This window comes from Paenibacillus chitinolyticus (genome assembly GCF_045038035.1).
GTDB classification, from domain to species: domain Bacteria; phylum Bacillota; class Bacilli; order Paenibacillales; family NBRC-103111; genus Paenibacillus_F; species Paenibacillus_F chitinolyticus_A.
Window position 1 is genome coordinate 1,465,566 of record NZ_CP173427.1, and the last position, 20,037, is coordinate 1,485,602.

The 20,037-nt window shown below is 54.9% G+C and carries 17 protein-coding genes; 16 read left to right on the forward strand and 1 reads right to left on the reverse strand.

Annotation, left to right across the window (positions count from 1 at the left end):
• The first annotated feature begins 6 nt into the window (after window positions 1-6).
• The 16 genes from ACI48J_RS06810 (at window position 7) to ACI48J_RS06885 (ending at window position 18,685) form a co-directional block, all read left to right on the forward strand.
• Window positions 7-1,149, forward strand: coding sequence for a cysteine desulfurase family protein (locus ACI48J_RS06810; protein WP_405082247.1), 1,143 nt, complete (start codon window positions 7-9; stop codon window positions 1,147-1,149).
• A 57-nt stretch (window positions 1,150-1,206) separates the two neighbouring features.
• Window positions 1,207-1,734 carry a PRC-barrel domain-containing protein gene (locus tag ACI48J_RS06815; RefSeq protein ID WP_218228254.1) on the forward strand — a complete coding sequence of 176 codons (528 nt, stop codon included), beginning with the start codon at window positions 1,207-1,209 and terminating at the stop codon, window positions 1,732-1,734.
• Between the two features lie 14 nt (window positions 1,735-1,748).
• On the forward strand, window positions 1,749-1,946 hold the full coding sequence (locus ACI48J_RS06820; RefSeq protein ID WP_009676575.1) for a hypothetical protein: 198 nt from the start codon (window positions 1,749-1,751) through the stop codon (window positions 1,944-1,946).
• 236 nt (window positions 1,947-2,182) lie between these two features.
• Window positions 2,183-3,253 carry an AI-2E family transporter gene (locus tag ACI48J_RS06825; protein ID WP_405082248.1) on the forward strand — a complete coding sequence of 357 codons (1,071 nt, stop codon included), beginning with the start codon at window positions 2,183-2,185 and terminating at the stop codon, window positions 3,251-3,253.
• A 184-nt stretch (window positions 3,254-3,437) separates the two neighbouring features.
• Window positions 3,438-5,690, forward strand: coding sequence for an ABC transporter ATP-binding protein (locus tag ACI48J_RS06830; RefSeq protein WP_405082249.1), 2,253 nt, complete (start codon window positions 3,438-3,440; stop codon window positions 5,688-5,690).
• Window positions 5,674-6,207 carry a DUF1854 domain-containing protein gene (locus ACI48J_RS06835; RefSeq protein ID WP_405082250.1) on the forward strand — a complete coding sequence of 178 codons (534 nt, stop codon included), beginning with the start codon at window positions 5,674-5,676 and terminating at the stop codon, window positions 6,205-6,207. The genes ACI48J_RS06830 and ACI48J_RS06835 overlap by 17 nt, the downstream gene beginning before the upstream one ends.
• 544 nt (window positions 6,208-6,751) lie before the next feature.
• Complete coding sequence (alaS, locus tag ACI48J_RS06840) at window positions 6,752-9,379, forward strand: alanine--tRNA ligase (protein ID WP_405082251.1); 2,628 nt, start codon at window positions 6,752-6,754, stop codon at window positions 9,377-9,379.
• Window positions 9,380-9,493: 114 nt separating this feature from the next.
• A complete protein-coding gene (locus tag ACI48J_RS06845) occupies window positions 9,494-9,754 on the forward strand; it encodes an IreB family regulatory phosphoprotein (RefSeq protein ID WP_009676594.1) in 261 nt (86 codons plus the stop codon).
• A 52-nt stretch (window positions 9,755-9,806) separates the two neighbouring features.
• The gene (ruvX, locus tag ACI48J_RS06850) at window positions 9,807-10,217 is read left to right on the forward strand and encodes a Holliday junction resolvase RuvX (protein WP_009676576.1); all 411 of its coding nucleotides are present in this window, start codon (window positions 9,807-9,809) and stop codon (window positions 10,215-10,217) included.
• Window positions 10,218-10,229: 12 nt separating this feature from the next.
• A complete protein-coding gene (locus ACI48J_RS06855) occupies window positions 10,230-10,532 on the forward strand; it encodes a DUF1292 domain-containing protein (RefSeq protein WP_009676589.1) in 303 nt (100 codons plus the stop codon).
• The gene (locus tag ACI48J_RS06860) at window positions 10,529-10,825 is read left to right on the forward strand and encodes a DUF1292 domain-containing protein (protein ID WP_009676585.1); all 297 of its coding nucleotides are present in this window, start codon (window positions 10,529-10,531) and stop codon (window positions 10,823-10,825) included. The genes ACI48J_RS06855 and ACI48J_RS06860 overlap by 4 nt, the downstream gene beginning before the upstream one ends.
• A gap of 84 nt (window positions 10,826-10,909) precedes the next feature.
• The gene (gene mltG / locus ACI48J_RS06865; protein ID WP_405082252.1) at window positions 10,910-11,989 is read left to right on the forward strand and encodes an endolytic transglycosylase MltG; all 1,080 of its coding nucleotides are present in this window, start codon (window positions 10,910-10,912) and stop codon (window positions 11,987-11,989) included.
• Between the two features lie 13 nt (window positions 11,990-12,002).
• The gene (locus tag ACI48J_RS06870; protein ID WP_326050832.1) at window positions 12,003-12,935 is read left to right on the forward strand and encodes a peptidase U32 family protein; all 933 of its coding nucleotides are present in this window, start codon (window positions 12,003-12,005) and stop codon (window positions 12,933-12,935) included.
• A 17-nt stretch (window positions 12,936-12,952) separates the two neighbouring features.
• Window positions 12,953-14,233: a U32 family peptidase gene (locus ACI48J_RS06875; RefSeq protein WP_405083188.1), complete on the forward strand. Its 1,281-nt coding sequence runs from the start codon at window positions 12,953-12,955 to the stop codon at window positions 14,231-14,233.
• Window positions 14,234-14,448: 215 nt separating this feature from the next.
• The gene (locus tag ACI48J_RS06880; protein WP_405082253.1) at window positions 14,449-16,599 is read left to right on the forward strand and encodes a methyl-accepting chemotaxis protein; all 2,151 of its coding nucleotides are present in this window, start codon (window positions 14,449-14,451) and stop codon (window positions 16,597-16,599) included.
• A gap of 136 nt (window positions 16,600-16,735) precedes the next feature.
• Window positions 16,736-18,685, forward strand: a complete 1,950-nt coding sequence (locus ACI48J_RS06885) for a peptidoglycan D,D-transpeptidase FtsI family protein (RefSeq protein WP_405082254.1) — start codon at window positions 16,736-16,738, stop codon at window positions 18,683-18,685.
• On the opposite strand, the gene ACI48J_RS06890 is transcribed toward ACI48J_RS06885, so the two are convergent.
• Window positions 18,673-19,977: an ATP-binding protein gene (locus tag ACI48J_RS06890; protein ID WP_326050837.1), complete on the reverse strand. Its 1,305-nt coding sequence runs from the start codon at window positions 19,975-19,977 to the stop codon at window positions 18,673-18,675. The two genes, ACI48J_RS06885 and ACI48J_RS06890, sit on opposite strands and share 13 nt — an antisense overlap.
• Window positions 19,978-20,037 lie beyond the last annotated feature (60 nt).

Genomic DNA, 20,037 nt, shown 5'->3' on the forward strand with positions numbered 1-20,037 from the left:
ACCACTATGGGAATATATCTTGATCATGCCGCTACAACTCCTCTCCATCCGGAGGTGCTGGAAGCCATGATGCCTTACTATACGGACTATTTCGGCAACCCTTCAAGCATCCACAGCTACGGCCGGGCCGCCAAGACGGCGCTCGACCGTTCGAGGAGCGCTTTCTCGGCGGCAATCGGCTGTTCACCGGCCGATCTGCTGTTTACGAGCGGGGGAACCGAGAGCAACAATACAGCTTTGTACGGGGTCGTCGAAACCTTCGGGGGCAGACGCGCTCACGTGATTACAACCCAGATCGAGCACCACGCGGTGCTGCATCCGGCAGAACGTCTGGCGCGAATGGGCTGCGACGTTACATTTCTGCCAGTAGATATGACCGGTCTTATCCGAATGGAAGATCTGGAGGAAGCCATCCGGCCCGAGACCGTTCTGATCAGCGTAATGTACGTGAACAACGAGGTCGGCACCATCCAGCCGGTCGAAGAGATCGGACGGTTGGCCAGAAGCCGCGGCATCGCTTTTCATGTGGATGCGGTTCAGGCGCTGGGGAAGCTTCCGATCGACCTGTCCGTGCTTCCCGTAGATCTCATGAGCTTCTCCGCTCATAAAATCAACGGGCCCAAAGGCATCGGCGCTCTCTTTGCTTCCCGTAAGCTTCAATTGGCTCCGCAAGTATTGGGAGGCTCGCAGGAACGTAAAAAAAGAGCCGGCACAGAAAATGTGGCCGGAGTAGTCGGCTTTACAAAATCTCTGGAAATATATAACAATAATTACAAAGAATATAACAATCGAACTTCCGAGTACCGCCAACATATGGAGCGGATTTTCCTGGAGGAACTAGGACCTGACGGTTTTGTGGTCAACGGCAATCCGGATGTGTCCGCTCCCCATATTTTTAACGTGAGCTTTCCGGGAAGCCATACGGAAACCCTGCTCATGAATCTCGATCTGGAAGGTATCGCGGCTGCGAGCGGGTCCGCCTGCTCGTCGGGCTCTCTTGAACTTTCTCATGTCCTGAGGGCCATGGACCTTCCAGAATCTGTATGCAAGTCGGCTGTCCGTTTTAGCTTCGGTTTTGGGAATTCTATAGACCAGATTGAGACGGCGGCCCGTAAAACCGCAACCATCGTGAAGCGGATTCGTAGATAAGAGAAGGGTACGCTCTTTGGCGGCGGCAAGCTGTCATAAGGAGGTTTAATATTCCCCTTGCGTAAAGCCCGTGACATTATCGGATTGCCTGTATTTTGCTTATCCACAGGCAAACGTGCAGGAACGGTGAGAGACGTTCTATTCGACAATGAATGGACGATCCTCGGCGTTTTGCTGGACGCACAGCATTGGTATTCTTCTTGCCGTTATATTCCTGCCGGTGAAATTACGGCCTGCGGACAAGATGCGGTCACGATTGCCGACATGAAATCCGTAAGAAGCTATGCGGAAGCGGAGAGCCTGGGGCTGATCCCGCTGAACGGCGGCAAGCACAAGCTCAAAGAACTCCCCGTTATTACGGCAAACGGTCAGCAATTGGGAACGATCGAGGACGTTTATTTGCTTGAACAATTGGGTACAAAGATAATAGGTTTTGAACTGTCCGAAGGTTTCGTATCCGATTTAATGGAAGGTCGCAAGTGGCTCCCAATGCCGGTATCGCTAACCATTGGTGAGGATGCGGTGATTGTTCCGCTTAACTCCCGGCTCGAGGCGGAGGAAATCTTCGTATCTAAAGAAGAATAGGGTGAAAATTGCACATGATGCGCTGTCCAAATTGCAGTTCCAAGGATATCGGTAAAATCGGATCCCATCAATTCTATTGCTGGGGCTGCTTCATTGAACTCGCTGTGAACGGGGAGAAGATGTCCGTTTATCAAGTGGAGGAAGACGGTACGCTGAGTTCGCTCGACGATCTGTTTTTTGAAGAAGAAATGCCGCAAATTCACGCCCAATAAGGGTTTACAACTTAGTTAGCCGAAACATGAGAAATAAATAAAAGGCACCGCCTCTGTAGGGATAAGCTTAACCGCTTCGGCCCGGCAGGAGCGGTGCTTTTTGGTTTGGGCCGATCGAAGAGAACCTGCCGGCGCCGAAGGAGCTTGGATTAATTGCCAAGGTAGTACATATACTGAAGAAATGGAGAGGGACATTCATTCGCCGAAGTCTGTCAGCGTCAACAGGAGGGAACGCCATGAATTCGATTTTTAAAAACGGCTGGTTTGCCGGCCTGATTTATACGCTTCTCGGACTACTGGTCCTGTTCTTCCTGCTGCAAATAAGACCGATTCTCGGAAGTGTTTTCCATTTCTTGAAAGCGGTGCTGACCCCTTTCCTGATTGCGATGATTATTTCCTATGTGCTCAACCCTGTCGTCAATCTGCTGAGTACGCGCAAAGTTCCCCGGACGGCTGCCGTTCTGCTCATTTATGCCGTATTTCTGACCTCGCTCACGGTTATCTTTATGAATGTGACTCCGATGTTCGTCAAGCAGCTGGGGGAACTGAACGAACATATGCCTGAAATGACGATCAGGGCCCAGTCGCTTGTGGACGGCATGAAAAACAGCCAGCTCCTTCCGGATACGGTCCGATCGGGTATCCACGATGCAATTTTTAAACTCCAAAAAAATCTGTCCCTCAAAATTTCGGACACGATTCATGGCATCGGAGGCACCATCAATATGCTTCTGACCGCTTTCATCGTTCCTTTTCTCGCTTTTTATATGCTCAAGGATTTTCAATTGATCGAGAAAACCGTGCTGGCCATTGTTCCGAAATCGCGACGCAGGCAGGTGGTCAAGGTGCTGGTCGATATCGACACGGCGCTGGGCAACTATATTCGGGGGCAGTTCCTCGTTTGCGTTATCGTCGGGGTGCTGGCTTATATCGGTTACTGGGCCATCGGGATGCCGTATGCGCTGCTGCTGGCCGGGCTCGTTGCGGTTTTTAACATCATTCCTTATCTGGGCCCGTTCTTCGGGGCGGCTCCGGCTGTTATTATGGCGGCGACGGTTTCGGTGAAAATGCTCCTGCTTGTTATCGTAGTCAATACGATTGTGCAAATTTTGGAGGGGAACGTAATCTCCCCTCAGGTGGTGGGACGGACCCTGCATATGCATCCGCTGCTCATTATTTTTGCGCTGCTCGTCGGCGGAGAAGTGGCGGGGATACCGGGCCTGATTTTGGCCGTTCCCTTTTTTGCCGTGCTTAAGGTGGTGCTCCAGCATCTGTTTCTTTATTACATTCACAGGCGTACGGTGTAGATTCGGATAGAGGGCATAGAAAGATGCCGGACTAAGTAAGGAGTCAGAAGTCCGCTAATTAAAGGCGCGGCCGGGCAAAGTCGCCAATCGGATCTGGGCCGTTCTCTTGCGCTTGCAGGAGGCGTGCGTTACGATCAGACTAACGATTGTGCCGCCATTGAAGAGCGGCAAAAGGAGGTTGCCCATGGCACTCAAGGAGCCGCCCGTGACAGCGGAAGAACTGCCACCCGAACTTCTCCGCAGCCTGGGGGCAAAGCCTGAGGCAGCCGCCCGGGCGGACATGGACGAGAGCGGACGGCCGGATGACCGCTGGCTCATTGTAGGCGCCGGGCAAATCGGCGTCTACGCTTCCGGCGGCGCTTGCCTGCGCAGATTCGCGCCGGAAGCGGTCCGGAGCCTGCGGACCCAGGATGCTCCGCAGGGCGGAGGATGCCTCATCGCGGATACGGTTGCGGGTCCGGTCGTGCTCGTCCGCTACACGGGCGCCTGCGCCAAAGGGCTCGAAGCGGCGGTTCATACGGCCAATCTGCTCCTGGAAACCGGCGCTTTTGACCCCGCTGGCGGAGCAGGCGGAGACAGTGCCGGTCCATGCGCGCTGTGCGGAGAGGCGGCACCCGGGCAGGACCATGACTGCACGGCCGGAGATAAGCCGGAGCGGAGCAGTTCCGGGCGCCGGCGCGTGCTGACCCGGCTGCTTGCGTATACGCGCCCGTACCGCGGCCGGATGGTCCTGGCTGCGCTGTTTTTGATCATCGCGGTTTTGCTGGAGCTGGCGCCTCCGCTTGTGACCAAGATTATCGTCGACGATGTGTTGCATCCGGGAGGGATGGCCGAGACGCTGCTGATTTGGGTGGTGGCTCTCCTGGGCGCCCGATTGGTGCTGTCCGCGCTGCAGATCGCCCGGGGGTTTATCGGGGTCAAGGTCGGAGCGGCCATGATGAACGATATCCGCCGTGAAACGTTCGAGGCGCTGACCGAGCAGTCTCTCAGCTTCTACGACCGCCGCCAGACGTCGCAGTTTATCGGCCGGCTCAACCAGGACACGGATTCCATGAGACAGTTTCTCACGGAAGGCGTGATCTGGGTGGCGAGCCAGGTACTCACGGTCGCGGCTATTTTGTCGATGATGCTCGCCCTCAGCTGGAAGCTCACCCTGGTTGTGCTTCTGCCGACCCCGCTGCTGCTTGCGGGAGTCTGGATTTTGTGGCCGAGGGTCCGCCAGCTCTGGTACAAGCAGTGGAGAGCGCTAAACGCGCTTCAGACGCTGGTAGGCGATTCCCTTCAGGGCATCCGTGTCGTCAAGGCATTCGGCCGCGAAAAAAGCGAGCAGGCCCGGTACGGGGAAGCCAATCGGGAAATGATGACGCAAACCGTGCGGATGGAAGGGCTGTGGCAGGCTGCAGCTCCGCTGTTTATGCTCGTTACGGGCGCCGGCGGGATCATCGTGTGGTATTACGGCGGTCTGCAGGTGCTGGACGGCGGCTTGACCTTGGGGACTCTGATGGCCTTTACGGTTTACCTCACGATGTTTTTCGGTCCTTTGCAGTGGTTTACGCAGGCGATCAGCTGGACGAACCGGGCCGTGTCGGCCGCCGAGCGCGTTTTTGAAATTATGGATACGCCGCGCGAAGTTGCCGATACGGCAGATGCGGTTACTCCCGGCCGGCTGGAAGGCTCCGTTTCGCTGGACCGGGTTACATACGGTTACGAGAAGCATAAGCCTGTCCTGAAAGACATCTCTCTGGAAGTGAAGCCCGGTGAAATGATCGGATTTGTCGGACATTCGGGAGCGGGTAAATCTACGCTGATTCATCTGATCTGCCGGTTTTACGATCCGGACCGGGGGCAGATTTTAATAGACGGCATTCCGCTGAAGAAGCTGAGCCAGGAAAGCCTGCGGGCCCAGATCGGGGTTGTGCTTCAGGAAACGTTCCTTTTCGACGGGACGATTGCCGAAAACATCGCTTACGCGAAGCCGGAAGCATCGCCTCTGGAAATTATGCGGGCCGCAAAGATCGCCAACGCCCACGACTTTATCGTCGCGATGAGCGACGGCTACGACACGCGGGTCGGCGAACGCGGTCACCGCCTGTCCGGCGGGGAGAAACAGCGCATTGCCATTGCGCGCGCCATCCTGCACAATCCCCGTATTCTTATCCTGGACGAGGCGACCGCTTCCGTGGACACGGAGACGGAGCGTCTTATCCAGGAAGCCATTTCCCGGCTTGTCCGGGGACGGACGACCTTCGCGATCGCCCACCGCCTGTCGACTCTGCGCAGCGCGGACCGTCTCGCGGTGATCGACAAAGGACGCATAGCCGAAACCGGGACTCACGAGCAGCTGATGGAACAGGAAGGCATCTATTGGAAGCTTGTGAAGGCCCAGACCGAAACAGCGTTGATCAGGGAGCGTGATACCAGTGCCGAACCCGTATGAATCCGGCGGTTTCCCCGAAGGCGGGGACCCCTTCGATATCTTACTGCTTGAAGCAGATAAATGCCGGTTTCAACGCTCGGAAGGCGGCCTGCTTTGGTTGTCCTGCGATGGAAGGGAGCATGAGGAAATTCTGGTGTTCCGGACGTTTCCCTTTTCCGAGCCGGACCGGTACATCTCCATTCGTACCAAAGAGGGAGAGGAGATCGGTATCATCGCCGATTTGCGGCAGCTGGACGCTGCCTCCCGCCAGGAGCTGGAGAACGAACTATATTTGAGATACCTGCTTCCCCGCGTCGAAGCTATCCGCAGCATCAAGCAGAAGACGTCCGGTTGGCAGTGGGACATCGTTACCCAGTTCGGCCCGGAACGGCTGCAGCTTCCCAACCTGCATGACCACGTGTTCAGGCAAGGAGAGGATCGTCTCCTCTTGGTGGATACTGGAGACCGCAGACTGGAAGTGGCCAGCATTCGGAAGCTGGATCCGGCCAGTTTAAAGCAGCTGCAGAAGATTTTTTGAAATAAAGAAACCTTCCGCTCGTTGCGCAGCCTGACCGATCCGTTTGAAGCGGCTGCGCTTCTTTTCCGCCAATCGGCAAAAGAGGGACATGCCCAACGGCGGGGCTTCTTTAATCCGGATCGGTCAGGTTGACATCGTTTCCAGATATGAACTATAATTTTCGGTAACTGAGTCAAACTCGATAAGCAAAGCGCTGAAGAAATCCAGTACGCCATAGCCCATTGGCAGAGAGAAGGTTCCTTCTTCTATAGAAGAAGGCTGCGAGAACCTTTCATGAAGGATGGCCGAACGCTCATTTCGGAGTGTGGGTGACAAGTCACATAAGCCCAACGGCAAGCGGATCCGTTATCGTCCGCAACGAGGAGATTGGATGAAACGGCAAGGCGCCTGCCTGCACGTCATCCGATAACCAGGGTGGTACCGCGAATTTTTCGTCCCTGTTGATAACAGGGGCGTTTTTTGTTTCCTGTAGAGAGGGCCGAAGGAGCAGCAGTCCAAGCCTACTAAACCAAAACCATTTCAACAAACGGAGGCTCGAAACGCAATGAAAGCAAGTGAAATTCGTTCCAAGTGGCTGGAATTCTTCGCCAGCAAAGGACACAAAGTCGAGCCGAGCTCCTCGCTCGTGCCTCACAACGACCCTTCTCTTCTATGGATCAACGCCGGGATGGCGCCGCTCAAACCTTATTTTGACGGTCGTGTCGTTCCCGAGAATCCCAGAATCGTAAACGCGCAGAAATGCATCCGTACAAACGACATTGAGAATGTCGGCAAAACCCGCCGTCACCATACATTTTTCGAGATGCTCGGAAACTTCTCCATCGGCGACTACTTCAAAGAAGAAGCCATCACTTGGGCCTGGGAATTTCTGACGGACCCGAAATGGATCGGGTTCGATCCGGAGCGTTTGTCGGTCACCGTGTATCCCGAGGATACGGAAGCTTTTGAGTTTTGGAATAAAAAGATCGGTCTGCCGGAAGCGCGTATTTACAAGCTCGACGAGAACTTCTGGGATATCGGGGAAGGCCCGTGCGGACCTTGTACGGAAATCTTCTACGACCGCGGAGACAAATACGGCGATCTGAACGATCCAGAATGCTGGCCGGGCGGAGAGAATGAGCGTTTCCTGGAAGTGTGGAACCTCGTATTTTCCCAGTTCAACCACAACAAAGACGGCAGCTACACGCCGCTGCCCAACAAGAATATCGATACGGGCGCGGGTTTGGAGCGTTTCGCTTCGATTTTGCAGGATGTGGACTCCAACTTCGACACGGATTTGTTCCAGCCGATCATTGAAGCGACCTGCCGCATCGCGGGCGTGAAGTACAAGGAGAACGAAGAATTTGACGTGGCTTTGAAGGTCATCGCCGACCACGTCCGTACCGTCGCTTTTGCGGTGGGAGACGGCGTACTGCCTACGAACGAAGGCCGCGGCTACGTGATCCGCAGACTTCTGCGCCGCGCCGTCCGCTACGGCAAAGTACTCGGCATGGATAAACCGTTCCTGTACCGGCTCGTTCCGGTCGTAGGCGAAATCATGGGCGTTTACTACAATGAAGTCGTGGAGAAACGCGAGTTCATCGAGAAAATCATCCGCATCGAGGAAGAGCGTTTTCACGAAACGCTGTCCGACGGTCTTGCCATTCTAGCCGGCATGGTCGAGAGCACGCGTGCGGCGGGCGGGCGCGCCATCAGCGGGCCGGATGCGTTCAAGCTGTACGACACGTACGGATTCCCGGTCGATTTGACGGAGGATTTCGCGAACGAGCAGGGACTGGCCGTCGACCGCGAAGGATTCGAAGCGGCGATGGAAGAGCAGCGCGAGCGTGCGCGCAGCAACCGGAGCAAATCCGGCAGCATGAAAGTGCAGGGTGGAGCGCTCTCCGAGTTTACGGATAAAAGTGAATTTGTTGGATACACTGAATTGGTAGTTCCAGCCAAAGTGCTGGCGATCGTGCACGACAACGAGTTTGTGGATGCGGCGGGAACCGGCGAAACGTGCCAGGTCATACTCGACCGGACGCCGTTCTACGCCGAAAGCGGCGGACAGGTAGCCGACCGCGGCGTCATCGCGGGCGACGGCGTACGCGCCGCCGTACTCGAAGTCGGCAAAGCGCCGCACGGCCAGCACGTTCACAGCGTGACCGTCGAGCAGGGCATCCTGCGCACGGGCGATGCGGTTACGGCGCAAGTCTCCGGCGAGCTTCGCGGAGATACCGTGAAGAACCACACGGCCACTCACCTGCTGCATAAAGCGCTGAAGGAAGTGCTCGGCACGCACGTTAACCAGGCGGGCTCCCTCGTTGAACCGGACCGCCTGCGGTTCGATTTCTCCCACTTCGGCGGAATCACGCCGGAAGAACTGCAGGATGTCGAACGCCGCGTGAACGCTCAAATCTGGGCGAACACGCCGGTGGACATCTCCCTTCGCGGCATCGACGAAGCGAAAGCGATGGGCGCCATGGCGCTGTTCGGCGAGAAATACGGCGACATCGTCCGCGTCGTCCGCGTCGGCGATTACAGCCTCGAGCTTTGCGGCGGCTGCCACGTACTGAGCACGGGCGAAATCGGCTTGTTCAAGATTGTCAGCGAATCCGGAATCGGTTCCGGTATCCGCCGCATCGAAGCGGTGACAAGCCGTCAGGCCTACGAGTACGTGGACGGCCAACTGCAGCTGCTGAGGGATGCGGCCGGCGTTCTCAAGGCCAACGCCGCGGATGTGCCGAAGCGTCTGGACTCCACGCTCCAGCAGATGAAAGAGCTGGCGCGCGAGAACGAGTCGCTGCGGGCCAAGCTGGGCCGCATTGAAGCGGGCGCGCTGGAAGGCCGCCTGAAAGAAGTGGCGGGCGTTCCGGTCCTGGCCGCCCAGGTGAGCGCATCCGATATGGATTCCCTGCGGGGCATCGTGGATGAAATGAAAGCGAAGCTGGGCTCGGCCGTGATCGTGCTCGGCGCCGTCGCAGGCGACAAAGTCAACCTGGTTGCCGCCGTTACGCCGGATCTGATCGCCAAAGGGCTTCATGCCGGCAAGCTGATCAAAGAAACCGCGGCGAAATGCGGCGGCGGCGGCGGCGGACGCCCCGATATGGCCCAGGCCGGAGGCAAGGACCCGTCCAAGCTCCAGGAGGCGCTGGACGGCGTCGAAGCGCTTGTGGCCGGACAGATTTCTTAAATTTTCCTGCGGGAACAGGAATTTTCCGTCCCGCAGAGAATATATGACAATAGCGGGATTAACAGCATGTGCAACCGATAGAGTTTGAAAAAGCAAACATTGGAGGTGCCTTTCATGGATTTTATGGACAAAACGGTGAAATTCAATGTCAAAGCCGATGAGATCGAAACATCCCCCAAAGAAGTGCTATTAACTGTCTATGACGCTCTGCAGGAGAAAGGCTACAATCCGATCAATCAAATCGTCGGTTACTTGCTTTCCGGGGATCCGGCTTACATTCCCCGGCACAATAACGCCCGGAGCCTGATTCGCAAACGGGAACGCGACGAACTGATCGAAGAATTGGTGCGCTCTTATCTCAAAGAGCATAAATAAACGGGCCTGCGCCGATTCCCGGCAGACGGGTCCGGCTTAGGAGTTCACACGTATGAGAACGATGGGCCTAGACTATGGCGACAAAACAATCGGCGTTGCCGTCAGCGATCTTCTCGGGCTTACCGCCCAAGGGATCGAGGTTATACGCAGAGCCAGTCCGCAACACGATTTAGACCACCTGCGGCGGTTAATTGGGGAGTACGAAGTAACGGAGATCGTGGTCGGCCTCCCCAAAAATATGAACGGCTCGATCGGGCCGCGCGGCGAGCTTTGTCAGGAATTCGCCGCACAGTTGACCGAGACGTTTAACCTGCCCGTCCGCATGTGGGACGAACGATTGACTACGGTATCCGCGACCCGCACTCTTTTGGAGGCGGACGTTAGCCGGAAGAAGCGCAAGCAGGTGGTCGATAAGATCGCCGCCGTGCTGATTCTGCAGGGATATATGGACTCTAAACGATGAGGTGATGGAACCATGGCTAAAGAAGAGGATTTTCAGCAAGAGGAAGCGGAAATTATTTATATCCCCGATGATGAGGGCAACGAAGAAGAATTCGAAGTCGTCATGAAATTCGAAGTGGATGGTTCCGACAAAAAGTACATGATGGTCGTGCCGGTTGAAGGCGACGAGGAATCCGACGAAGTGTACGCATTTCGTTACGAGGAAGACGAGAACGGCGACGATCTGAAGCTTTACACCATCGAGGACGAGGAAGAATGGAATATCGTTGAAGAAACGTTTAATACACTAATCGCCGAAGAGGAAGAAGAAGCATGAGTGTAAAACAGACGAACGAGTTGCGGAGTTCCTTCGGAGATGATATTATTTTATTCGACGAACAGGACGAATCCACCGTCTTTCGCATCTTGACGGAGATTCTCCATGAAGACCGCCACTACGCCGTTCTGCAATCGGAAGAGATGAAGAAAGAAGGCGAAGTGTCCGTGTTCCGGGTATCCCGGGATTCGGAAGGCACACTGGAGCTGGAAACCATCGAAGATGACGAAGAGTGGGAAACCGTCTCCGAATTGTACGACGAACTCACGTTTCCGGAACACGACGAACCTTAAGAAAACTAAAGCAAACCAGAGCGGAGTCAAATCCGCTCTTTTTCATGCAGATGATTGACCAAGATGACTATTGCGGAGGAACTTATGCATCGTCCTAAATCACGAATAAAACGCTTGATGACCGGGCTGCTGGTGATTGTTCTGCTCTTAGCCGGCTGTGCTGCGGCCGCGGCTTATTATATACGGGGAGAACTGCAGCCGACCTCGGCTTCCGATCAGGAAAAGAAGGTCGAGATCGTATCCGGCGACGGCGTGAAAAATATCGCTTCCAAGCTTGAGCAGGAAGGCATTATCCGCAACGCCTCCGTTTTTATGTATTACTTGAAATGGAAGAACGAAGGCGGCCGTTTCCAAGCCGGCGAGTATGCGATGAAGCCGGGGATCGGAACGGATGAAATTATTGCGATGCTGAACAACGGGCAGACGGCAAAAGCGAACCGACTGACTATACCCGAGGGATACACAGTCACGCAGATTGCCGACAAAGTCGGACAGCATGAGGGGTTGGAAGCGTCTGCCTTCGTTAAGGCGGCGGAAGTGTACAAACCAACGGAAGGGGAAGAGCTGCTTGCCGGAATTCCGGCGGACGCCAAACTCAAGCATAGGCTGGAAGGGTATCTGTTCCCGGATACGTACGATATCCCCAAGGATGCTACCGAGCAGAAACTGATCACCCTCATGGTCGATCAGCTGGACAAGCGGCTGCAGAGCCTTCCCGCGGATTGGAAGGACAAGCTGAAGGCAAGCGGGCTGACATTCCATCAGATGATGACGATCGCTTCCCTGATCGAGCGTGAAGTGGTTGTGGACGAGGAACGTCCGCTCGTGGCAAGCGTCATTTACAACCGGCTGAAAATCAAACAGCCGCTGCAGATCGACGCGACTGTGCAGTATGCGCTGGGCAAGCAGAAAGAAAGACTGCTCGAAAGCGATCTGAAGATCGAAAGCCCTTATAATACGTATAAAAATCCGGGACTGCCTCCGGGACCCATCGCGAGTCCAAGCTTGGCGTCCATCGAGGCGGCGCTGTATCCGGCGGAGTCGAAATACTTTTATTACGTAACGAAAAAAGACGGCAGCCAGGGACATTTGTTCGGAGAGACCTATGCGCAGCATCTGGCCAACATCGAAAAGAGCAAGCAAACCGAGAAAAACGCGAAATAAGAAGGTGACGAGGTTGATTCCAAAACCCGAGCTGCTTATAACGGCAGGAACAGTAGAGGAAGCGAAGCGATTCATACAAGCCGGGGCGGACGCCGTGCTGGTCGGCGAAGCGGCATTCGGCATGCGCCTTCCGGGCGATGTGACGATTCAAGAACTGGAGGAACTGGTTCCTTACGTTCATGCTAAAGGCGCTAAAGTCTATGCGGCTGTAAACAATGTTTTCGATAACGAAGCGCTGCCTGAAGTTGAGAAATATCTTGCCGCCCTATCCGCTATCGGTGTGGACGGAGCCGTATATGGAGATCCCGCCGTACTGCGGATGGTGAACAAAGCGGAATTTAAGCTCCCGCTTCACTGGAATGCGGAAATGACGACGACGAACTACGCAACCGCGAATTACTGGGCGTCCCGCGGGGCCGTGCGTGCGGTTCTGGCCAGGGAACTGAACCTGGAGGAAACGCTTGAATTCAAGCGTCACGCCAAGTTGGAAGTTCAGGTTCAAGTGCACGGGATGACGAATATTTACCATTCCCGCCGCAGCCTGGTCGCCAATTACGTGGAGCATCTGGGAAAAGATGCGAACAGTGTCGACCGCTCCATGGATAACGGCCTTTTCCTGATTGAGCAGGAACGCCAGGAGGAGCGGTATCCGATTTATGAGGACAGCAACGGAACCCACGTGATGAGTTCCGACGATATCTGTATGCTGGAAGATCTTCATGAGCTGCTCAAGGGGAACATAGACAGCCTTAAGATTGAAGGACTGCTGAAATCCGCCGAATATAACGAAACCGTGGTAAGGGCATACCGTCAAGTGATTGATGCCTACTGTGCGGATCCGGATTCTTACAAATTCAACGACGAAATGCTGGAGCCTATCCGGCGCCTGCAAGATCCGGCCAGGGAATTGTCTTTCGGCTTTTTCTACAAAGAACAAGTATATTGAGGTGAACCACCATGAGTATGGCCGCAGCTGTTAACGAGCGTGCGCGCGGCAGACGCGTTCGTCTGGACAAGCCGGAGCTGCTTGCCCCGGCGGGAAGTCTGGAGAAGCTTAAGTTTGCCGTCCATTACGGGGCCGATGCCGTGTATATCGGCGGCCAGAAGTACGGTCTGCGCTCCAACGCCGACAACTTTACCTTCGAAGAAATGCGCGAAGGCGTCGAGTTTGCTAAACGTTACGGCGCCAAAGTTTTCGTGGCGACGAATATTTATGCCCACAATGAAGACATCGAGGGAATCGAAGACTATTTGAGAGAGCTTCAGGAAGCCGGCATTTCGGCTATCATCGCCGCCGACCCGATTATTATGGACGCCGCCAGACGCGTGGCTCCCAAGCTGGAGGTGCACTTAAGCACCCAGCAGTCGGTCATGAACTGGCAGACGGTACAATTTTGGAAAGAAGAAGGCATCGAGCGGGTAGTTCTTGCCCGCGAAGTGAGCATGGAGGATATCGACGAGATCAAACGGCATGTCGATATCGAGATCGAAGCGTTTATTCACGGAGCGATGTGCAGCTCCTACTCCGGACGCTGCGTCCTGTCCAACCATTTTACGGACCGCGACTCGAACCGGGGAGGGTGCTGCCAATCCTGCCGCTGGAAGTACGATCTGTACGCCAAGGGAGCTCCCTTGTCCGATCCGCTTGCGCCCGACTTTCCCCTGTACGGCGAAGAGGAAGATGCGTTTATGATGAGCGCCAAGGATTTATGCATGATCGAGCATATTCCCGATATGATCGAGTCCGGCGTGGACAGTTTTAAAATCGAAGGCAGAATGAAAAGCATCCATTACGTGGCGACGGTTGTTAATGCCTATCGCCAAGCCATCGACAGCTATTTTGAAAATCCGGCAGCCTATGCGGTCAAACCGCTCTGGCGCGACGAGATCAATAAAGCGGCTAACCGTCCGCTGAATACCGGATTTTTCTACGAAGCGCCCGGTCCCGAAGATCATATTTTCGGACCGGAGGACAAGGCGGCGAGCTACGATTTCGTCGGCGTAGTCATGGAGTATGACGAGAAGACGGGAACCGCCGTCATCCAGCAGCGCAATTACTTCAAACCGGGTGCGGAAGTGGAATTCTTCGGTCCGGGAGGCACGCACTTCAAGCAGCGGGTGGATGTCATTCGCGACGAGGAAGGCGCCGAGCTCGATGCGGCTCGTCATCCTCTCCAGCTTATCCGCATTCAAACCGAGCAGCCGGTTAAACCGCTGGATATGATGCGCAAGCGTACCCGTTAATGGATTTTAATACCGACTGGCTTAGGCCGGGCGGTATTTTTTTTTATTTCTAGGTCTGTATAATCAAAAAAAGATACCTTTATAGGAAAAATGGCACAAATCGAAGAGGAAAAACACAAATCGTCGTCGAACATTAAAACAAAAGTAGAAAATACTGGGGATATTAAGTTTTTTACGTAAGACTTTCTTCCTAAAAAAAATGGATGGTGGTGCCCATGATCAAAAAGCTTACACAGACAGCAACCCAGTTAAGAGAGCGTTTTCAAAAGAAACAAGCTCCGGCAGGGGGCGCTCCGAAGCCGGGACAATCGGGAGGCGGTTTTATTTCTTCCTCTATGGGATTGACCAACCCGGCAAAATCCGTAGGCATGAAATTGTTTCTTATTTTTATCGTCAGTATTTTATTTTTTGTTCTGACCGTGGGGATCACCTCGTACCAGCTTTCGAAAAGCGTCGTGCGCAACAAAGTGAGCGAAGCGTCGAAGCAGACCATGATCCAGGCGAGCCAGAAGCTCGATCTTCTTTTCGGCAGCTTTGAAGATTTAACGATGCAGATGATGCTCGATGCCGATTTGCAGCGCCTGCTTGATACGCGCAACGAGGTTAAAGAGGGTACATACGAGCAGCTCGAAGTCACCCGTAAAATTACGGAAAAAGTGAATTCCTATTTATTTTCCAACAAATCGATCAAAAGCATAACGCTGTTGAAAACAGACGGTCAGATGATCAACTCCAACGGAGCTTCCTTGAACGCTACGACGGATGAAATTACAAAAACGGACTGGTTCCAGGCCGTATCCAAAACCAGCGGGCAGCCGCTATGGCTCGATACGAAACCGAAAGGTTATTTCAGCGGAGAACCGAGTGTCGCCATGGGCCGCTACCTGAATTCGACGAGCACTTCCACGCCGATCGCGATGCTTCTGATGGAAATTCCTACGTCGATCCTGGAAAAAGAGCTTGGGCTTATCCAGCTCGGCGATGACAGCACGATGTACATTTCGGATGCGTTCAACAAGCTGATTTATGCGAAAGATCAAGCGCTTCTCGCAAAACCGTCCCCGGTTACGATCAGTGAAGAGAAGCAGAAGACGGCTTCCGGCGACTTCCTGTCATCGGATAAACAGACGCAGAACGTTTATTCGAAATTTGCCGGTACCGGCTGGTTCCTTGTAGGAAGCATGCCGGTCGGAGAACTGGTTAAAGACGCGAACGTGATCTTCAACCTGACGCTGGTAATTGCCCTTGTGGCGGCCGTTATCGCCGCATTTATCGGCATTTTCGTGGCGAGAATGATCGGCAGGCCGCTGGCCGGACTGGCCGGACTTATGAAGCAGGGCGCCCAGGGCAACCTGAAGGTCCGGGCGAATCTTAAGAGCCGGGACGAAATCGGCATGCTTGGAGAAAACTTCGACATGATGATGGAGCAGATTACGACGCTGGTCCGCCAGACGAACGAATCCGCCCAGGAAGTGCTGAACACGGCCTCGGAAGTCGCGAACGCCTCCAAGATTACGGCGACTTCCGCCAAGGAAATCGCGGTAGCGACCGACGAGATCTCGGGAGGAGCCGCAGGGCTCGCCTCCGAGTCCGAACGCGGGAACGAGCTGACGCATCATATCGGCGAGAAAATGAAGCAGGTGATGTCCGCTAACCTGGAAATGGGAACGGCGGCCTCCGGCGTCCGAAGCTCGGGCGAGCAGGGCACGAAGTACATGGAAGAGCTGATGGACAAAACCGGCCAGACGGAAGTGATGACCCGTTCCATGGTGGAGAAGGTCGACAACCTGAAAGAGAGCACCCGGTCCATCCGCAAAATACTGGAGATGCTGCACAATCTGACGAAGCAGACGAATATCCTCTCTCTTAACGCAACGATCGAGGCTGCAAGAGCCGGAACGGCAGGCAGAGGATTTATGGTGGTGGCCGATGAAATCCGCAAACTGGCGGATCAGTCCAAGCAGTCCATCGACGTTGTGGCCCAGATTACGGAAACGATTCAGCGCGAAATCGACGAAACCGTTCACGTGCTTCATCAAGCCTACCCGCTCTTCAATCAGCAAATCGGTGCCGTGAAAGAAGCGGACGGGATTTTTGCCCAAGTCCAGAATCACATGAGCCAATTTATCGAACGGTTGAACGCGGTGACGGAATCGATAAGCGAGCTCGATCAGTCGCAAGCCGTCTTGTCCGATGCGATGACGAATGTGAGTGCCGTGGCGGAGCAATCCCTGGCGACTTCCGAGGAAGTTGCTTCCCTCAGCTCCGAGCAGCTCAGCATCAGCCAGAATTTGGTGAAGCTGTCGGACAGATTGGAGAACCTCTCGAATTCCCTGAAAGACACGCTGTCCAAGTTTACGTTGTGATCTCGCAGAACGCCTCGTTTCCGGAAAGCCGGAAGCGGGCGTTTTTCTTTTTTTTCGTCCCCGAATGGAAGGTTTGGGCGCATTCCCCCTTGTCTATACTGGAATCAAAAGAAGCGGACACGGGAGCGGTGAATGTATGGGCAAAGAATTACCCGGTACTGCCGGAAAAGAAAAGACAGATTCCCGGGCGGGGATCCCGCTTGAGGAAAGCGGCACCGACGGTGGTAACGGCATCGATAGCATCCAAACGGACCCGCGCCGCAAACTTCTGCTGCTGCTCGGGTTGACCGGTATTCTGGCAATCCTGGCCGCGCGGCTATTTTGGATCCAGGTGCTGAGACCCCACCGCTTTTCGTCTTATGAGGTAGATCTGGTCAAAAACTCCGTTTTGCAGCGTCAGAAAAGCATTGTGCTCGATACGGGAAGAGGAGACATGTACGACCGGAATTTGAAGCCTCTGACCGGCAAAACAATCCGGACGGCCATCATTTTTCCGGTCCACCCCGATTACACGGGCTCGGCCGAACAGCTTCGGAAGGTCAGCGGAGCTTTCGGGGTGACGGCGGACGACTGGAAGGCTTTTGTAAAACAGGTGAAGGAGCCGCTTTTATGGACGGGGAGCCTGACGACTCCGGATGGGGGAAAGAACGGCGAACTATCTTCCAAATCCGGCGAGTCTGTGAAAGAACCGCTGGAATTAACGCCTTCCCAAATCGCTCTGCTTGAGGGGAGCGGGCTCTCTTACGTGCAGGTGACGGAGTACAAAACCCGCTATCCGGATCATCCCGCCGCAGCGCAGGTGATCGGCTACATCGGGCAGAACCCGGAGCGGATCTCCGGCCTGTACGCCCGCGAGCTTGCGGCCGGACATTTGACGCTTACCAGCGAGATTGGAGTATCCGGACTCGAGAAAACGTTCGAGTCCCGGCTGCGGGGCATCGGGGAACGCACTTTATCCGTGTTTACGGATGCGGGTAAACGGCCGCTGGACGCTCTAAGCGCCAGACTGATTTCACCGGATCAGTCCCGTTATCCCCTGCAGTTGATGACTACACTGGATTCGGGCATACAGCGGAGCATCGAAGAAAGGATGACGAGACGGGGAATTACAAAAGGGGCGGTCGTCGTCCTGGATGCCGCCAATGCGGATATCGTGGCGATGGCTTCCAAACCGTCATTCCATCCGGAGGAGATCAACGCGATAGATGGAGACTGGGCCAATTTGGGAGTCAAAGCTGCAGCGCCGGGTTCGATTTTCAAAACGGTTGTAGCCGCAGCGGCACTCGAGAAAGGCGTTGTTAAGCCGGATGAGACTTTTGACTGCCACGGGGCATGGGGGAAATACGGGTTTACCTGCTGGAAGAAGGAAGGTCACGGAAAGCTTACGTTCGAAGAAGGATTTGCCCAATCGTGCAATATCGTTTTCGGAGAAGTGATGCGGCGTCTGGATTCGGACGAGCTGGAAGCCTATGCACGGAATCTGGGGCTGCTGACTCCCGTCGGATGGAAAGGGAGCCTCACGGGAGGGGCCGCGGTCGCTCAGCTCGACGGTGAGGAAGGCGGCCAGCTCTTCGGCGCACAAACACCGAGAGACGATGAAGGAGTCCGCCTGCAGACCGCCATCGGCCAGAGAGACGTCCAAGTGACGCCCCTTCAGGCGGCGAATCTGGTCGTAACCGTCCTGCACCGGGGAAAAGCTCGCGCTCCGCGCCTCGTGAAAGAGATCCGGTTCCGGGACGGCCTGACCCTGGACTCGTTTCCGCCCAAGTTTCTCCCGGGTGCGAAGGATTTTCTCTCTCCTAGGGCAACAAGCGAACTCCTGCGGGAGATGAGGCTCGTCGTGCGTAGCGGAACGGCCGGACAGTTGAATGCGGCGAAGTGGCCGCTGGCCGGAAAGACGGGCACGGCGCAGGTACAGTCGGGATCGCACGAGACCGTTAACCAGTGGTTTATCGGCTACGGGCCCGTCGATGCTCCCCGGTATGCCGTAGCTGTCGTCATTCGCGAAGCTGCGCCGGAAGCGCCTTCAGAAGCGGTTCCGCTGGCGCGTGAGATCCTGGACATGCTGGCGGATCAGCCGAACTGATCCTGCGCGGAAGCGAGCTGGGGCGGTTTCGCCGCCCGGGGGAGTGTGACAAGCACGCGGGTTCCCCGGCCGGGCACGCTCGTCACCTGCACCTTTCCGCTGAAGGTTTCGATGATGCGGAACGCGACCATGACGCTGAGTCCGGTCCCCTTTTGTTTCGTGGAATAAAAAGGGGAGCCGAGGCGGGCGATTTCTTCCGCGTCCATCCCGACTCCGGTATCTTCGATGGAGATGCAGACGCTTTTCGGCTCGGGATAAGCTTCTATTCGCAAGCGTCCGCCTTCCGGCATCGCTTCGATTCCGTTTCGCGACAGATTCACGAGGCATTGGATCAATTTTTCCGCGTTTGCCGTGATCCATAAAGACGGGGGAGCGTGCGTTTCCAGCTGAACCTTGCCGCTGCCGGCGTATCCTTGAATGCGCTGGACCAGGCTGACTATGATACCGCTTACGGATACCGGCTCGGTTATTTCGGCTTGAGGCTTGGCGAAGGCGAGATAGCTTGTAATAATTTGCTGGACGCGGTCCATTTCTTCGATCGCCATCGCGGTGTACATTTTTTTCTTTTCTTCGTTAACTTCCGTCTGGGATAAAATTTGCAGAAAACCTCTGGCAACCGTCATCGGATTACGGATTTCATGCGCCACGGAAGCGGCCAATTCGCCGAGGACGTTTAGCTTTTCCGCCCGCTGCGATTCCAGCCGGCTGACTCGGCTCTCTCGGATTAATTCAGACAAACAGATGACAATGGCCATGGAAATACCGTGCAATAAAATAGAGAACGCATGAAAGGAAAAAAAATCGTGCGGAAGAGGCAGCTGGTCCTTGCGATGGAAAAAGACTTGAAAAGCCATAAACATAAAACCCAGACCCGCGGACAGAAGGACGGGACATAAAAAAACGGAGAACCGGCTCTCTGTCTTGTGAAATTTGAGGTGCAGCCCGGCAAAGCAGGCGCATATGAGCAGAAAAACCGCATCTGCCGGTAAAGAGGCCGGGAAAACGAATCCATGCAGAAGCAGAAGGCTGGCCGAAACGGCTAAGGCAGGAAGAAGACCTCCGTGCAGAAAGCTGCTTACGAGGGGGATCATGAACAAGCTTTGCTTGATTCCGCTGCCGGAGCTGTAGGGATAAGTCGCGCATGCGAGTGCAGCCAGAATGCTCACGAGTGTCATCATAGGCTTATACGATTTTTTGCTTAACGGATTGCTATCATCGAAGAAAGGGGACAAGATCACAGGTGAACACGATATCAGGACGTTAAACAATACTTCATGAAAACTGATCGACATACGGTTCGCCTACTATCTTTAGGGATTTATAGGAAGTCCGTCCCGTATTTCAGATAAGAT

What these genes read in the sequence shown, in the direction of transcription:
- ACI48J_RS06875 (WP_405083188.1), top strand. Translation starts at nt 12,953, where the DNA reads ATGGCCGCAGCTGTTAACGAGCGTGCGCGCGGCAGACGCGTTCGTCTG.
- ACI48J_RS06825 (WP_405082248.1), top strand. Translation starts at nt 2,183, where the DNA reads ATGAATTCGATTTTTAAAAACGGCTGGTTTGCCGGCCTGATTTATACG.
- ACI48J_RS06820 (WP_009676575.1), top strand. Translation starts at nt 1,749, where the DNA reads ATGATGCGCTGTCCAAATTGCAGTTCCAAGGATATCGGTAAAATCGGA.
- ACI48J_RS06830 (WP_405082249.1), top strand. Translation starts at nt 3,438, where the DNA reads ATGGCACTCAAGGAGCCGCCCGTGACAGCGGAAGAACTGCCACCCGAA.
- ACI48J_RS06890 (WP_326050837.1), bottom strand. Translation starts at nt 19,977, where the DNA reads ATGTCGATCAGTTTTCATGAAGTATTGTTTAACGTCCTGATATCGTGT.
- ACI48J_RS06810 (WP_405082247.1), top strand. Translation starts at nt 7, where the DNA reads ATGGGAATATATCTTGATCATGCCGCTACAACTCCTCTCCATCCGGAG.
- ACI48J_RS06885 (WP_405082254.1), top strand. Translation starts at nt 16,736, where the DNA reads ATGGGCAAAGAATTACCCGGTACTGCCGGAAAAGAAAAGACAGATTCC.
- ruvX (WP_009676576.1), top strand. Translation starts at nt 9,807, where the DNA reads ATGAGAACGATGGGCCTAGACTATGGCGACAAAACAATCGGCGTTGCC.
- ACI48J_RS06860 (WP_009676585.1), top strand. Translation starts at nt 10,529, where the DNA reads ATGAGTGTAAAACAGACGAACGAGTTGCGGAGTTCCTTCGGAGATGAT.
- alaS (WP_405082251.1), top strand. Translation starts at nt 6,752, where the DNA reads ATGAAAGCAAGTGAAATTCGTTCCAAGTGGCTGGAATTCTTCGCCAGC.
- mltG (WP_405082252.1), top strand. Translation starts at nt 10,910, where the DNA reads ATGCATCGTCCTAAATCACGAATAAAACGCTTGATGACCGGGCTGCTG.
- ACI48J_RS06880 (WP_405082253.1), top strand. Translation starts at nt 14,449, where the DNA reads ATGATCAAAAAGCTTACACAGACAGCAACCCAGTTAAGAGAGCGTTTT.
- ACI48J_RS06855 (WP_009676589.1), top strand. Translation starts at nt 10,230, where the DNA reads ATGGCTAAAGAAGAGGATTTTCAGCAAGAGGAAGCGGAAATTATTTAT.
- ACI48J_RS06845 (WP_009676594.1), top strand. Translation starts at nt 9,494, where the DNA reads ATGGATTTTATGGACAAAACGGTGAAATTCAATGTCAAAGCCGATGAG.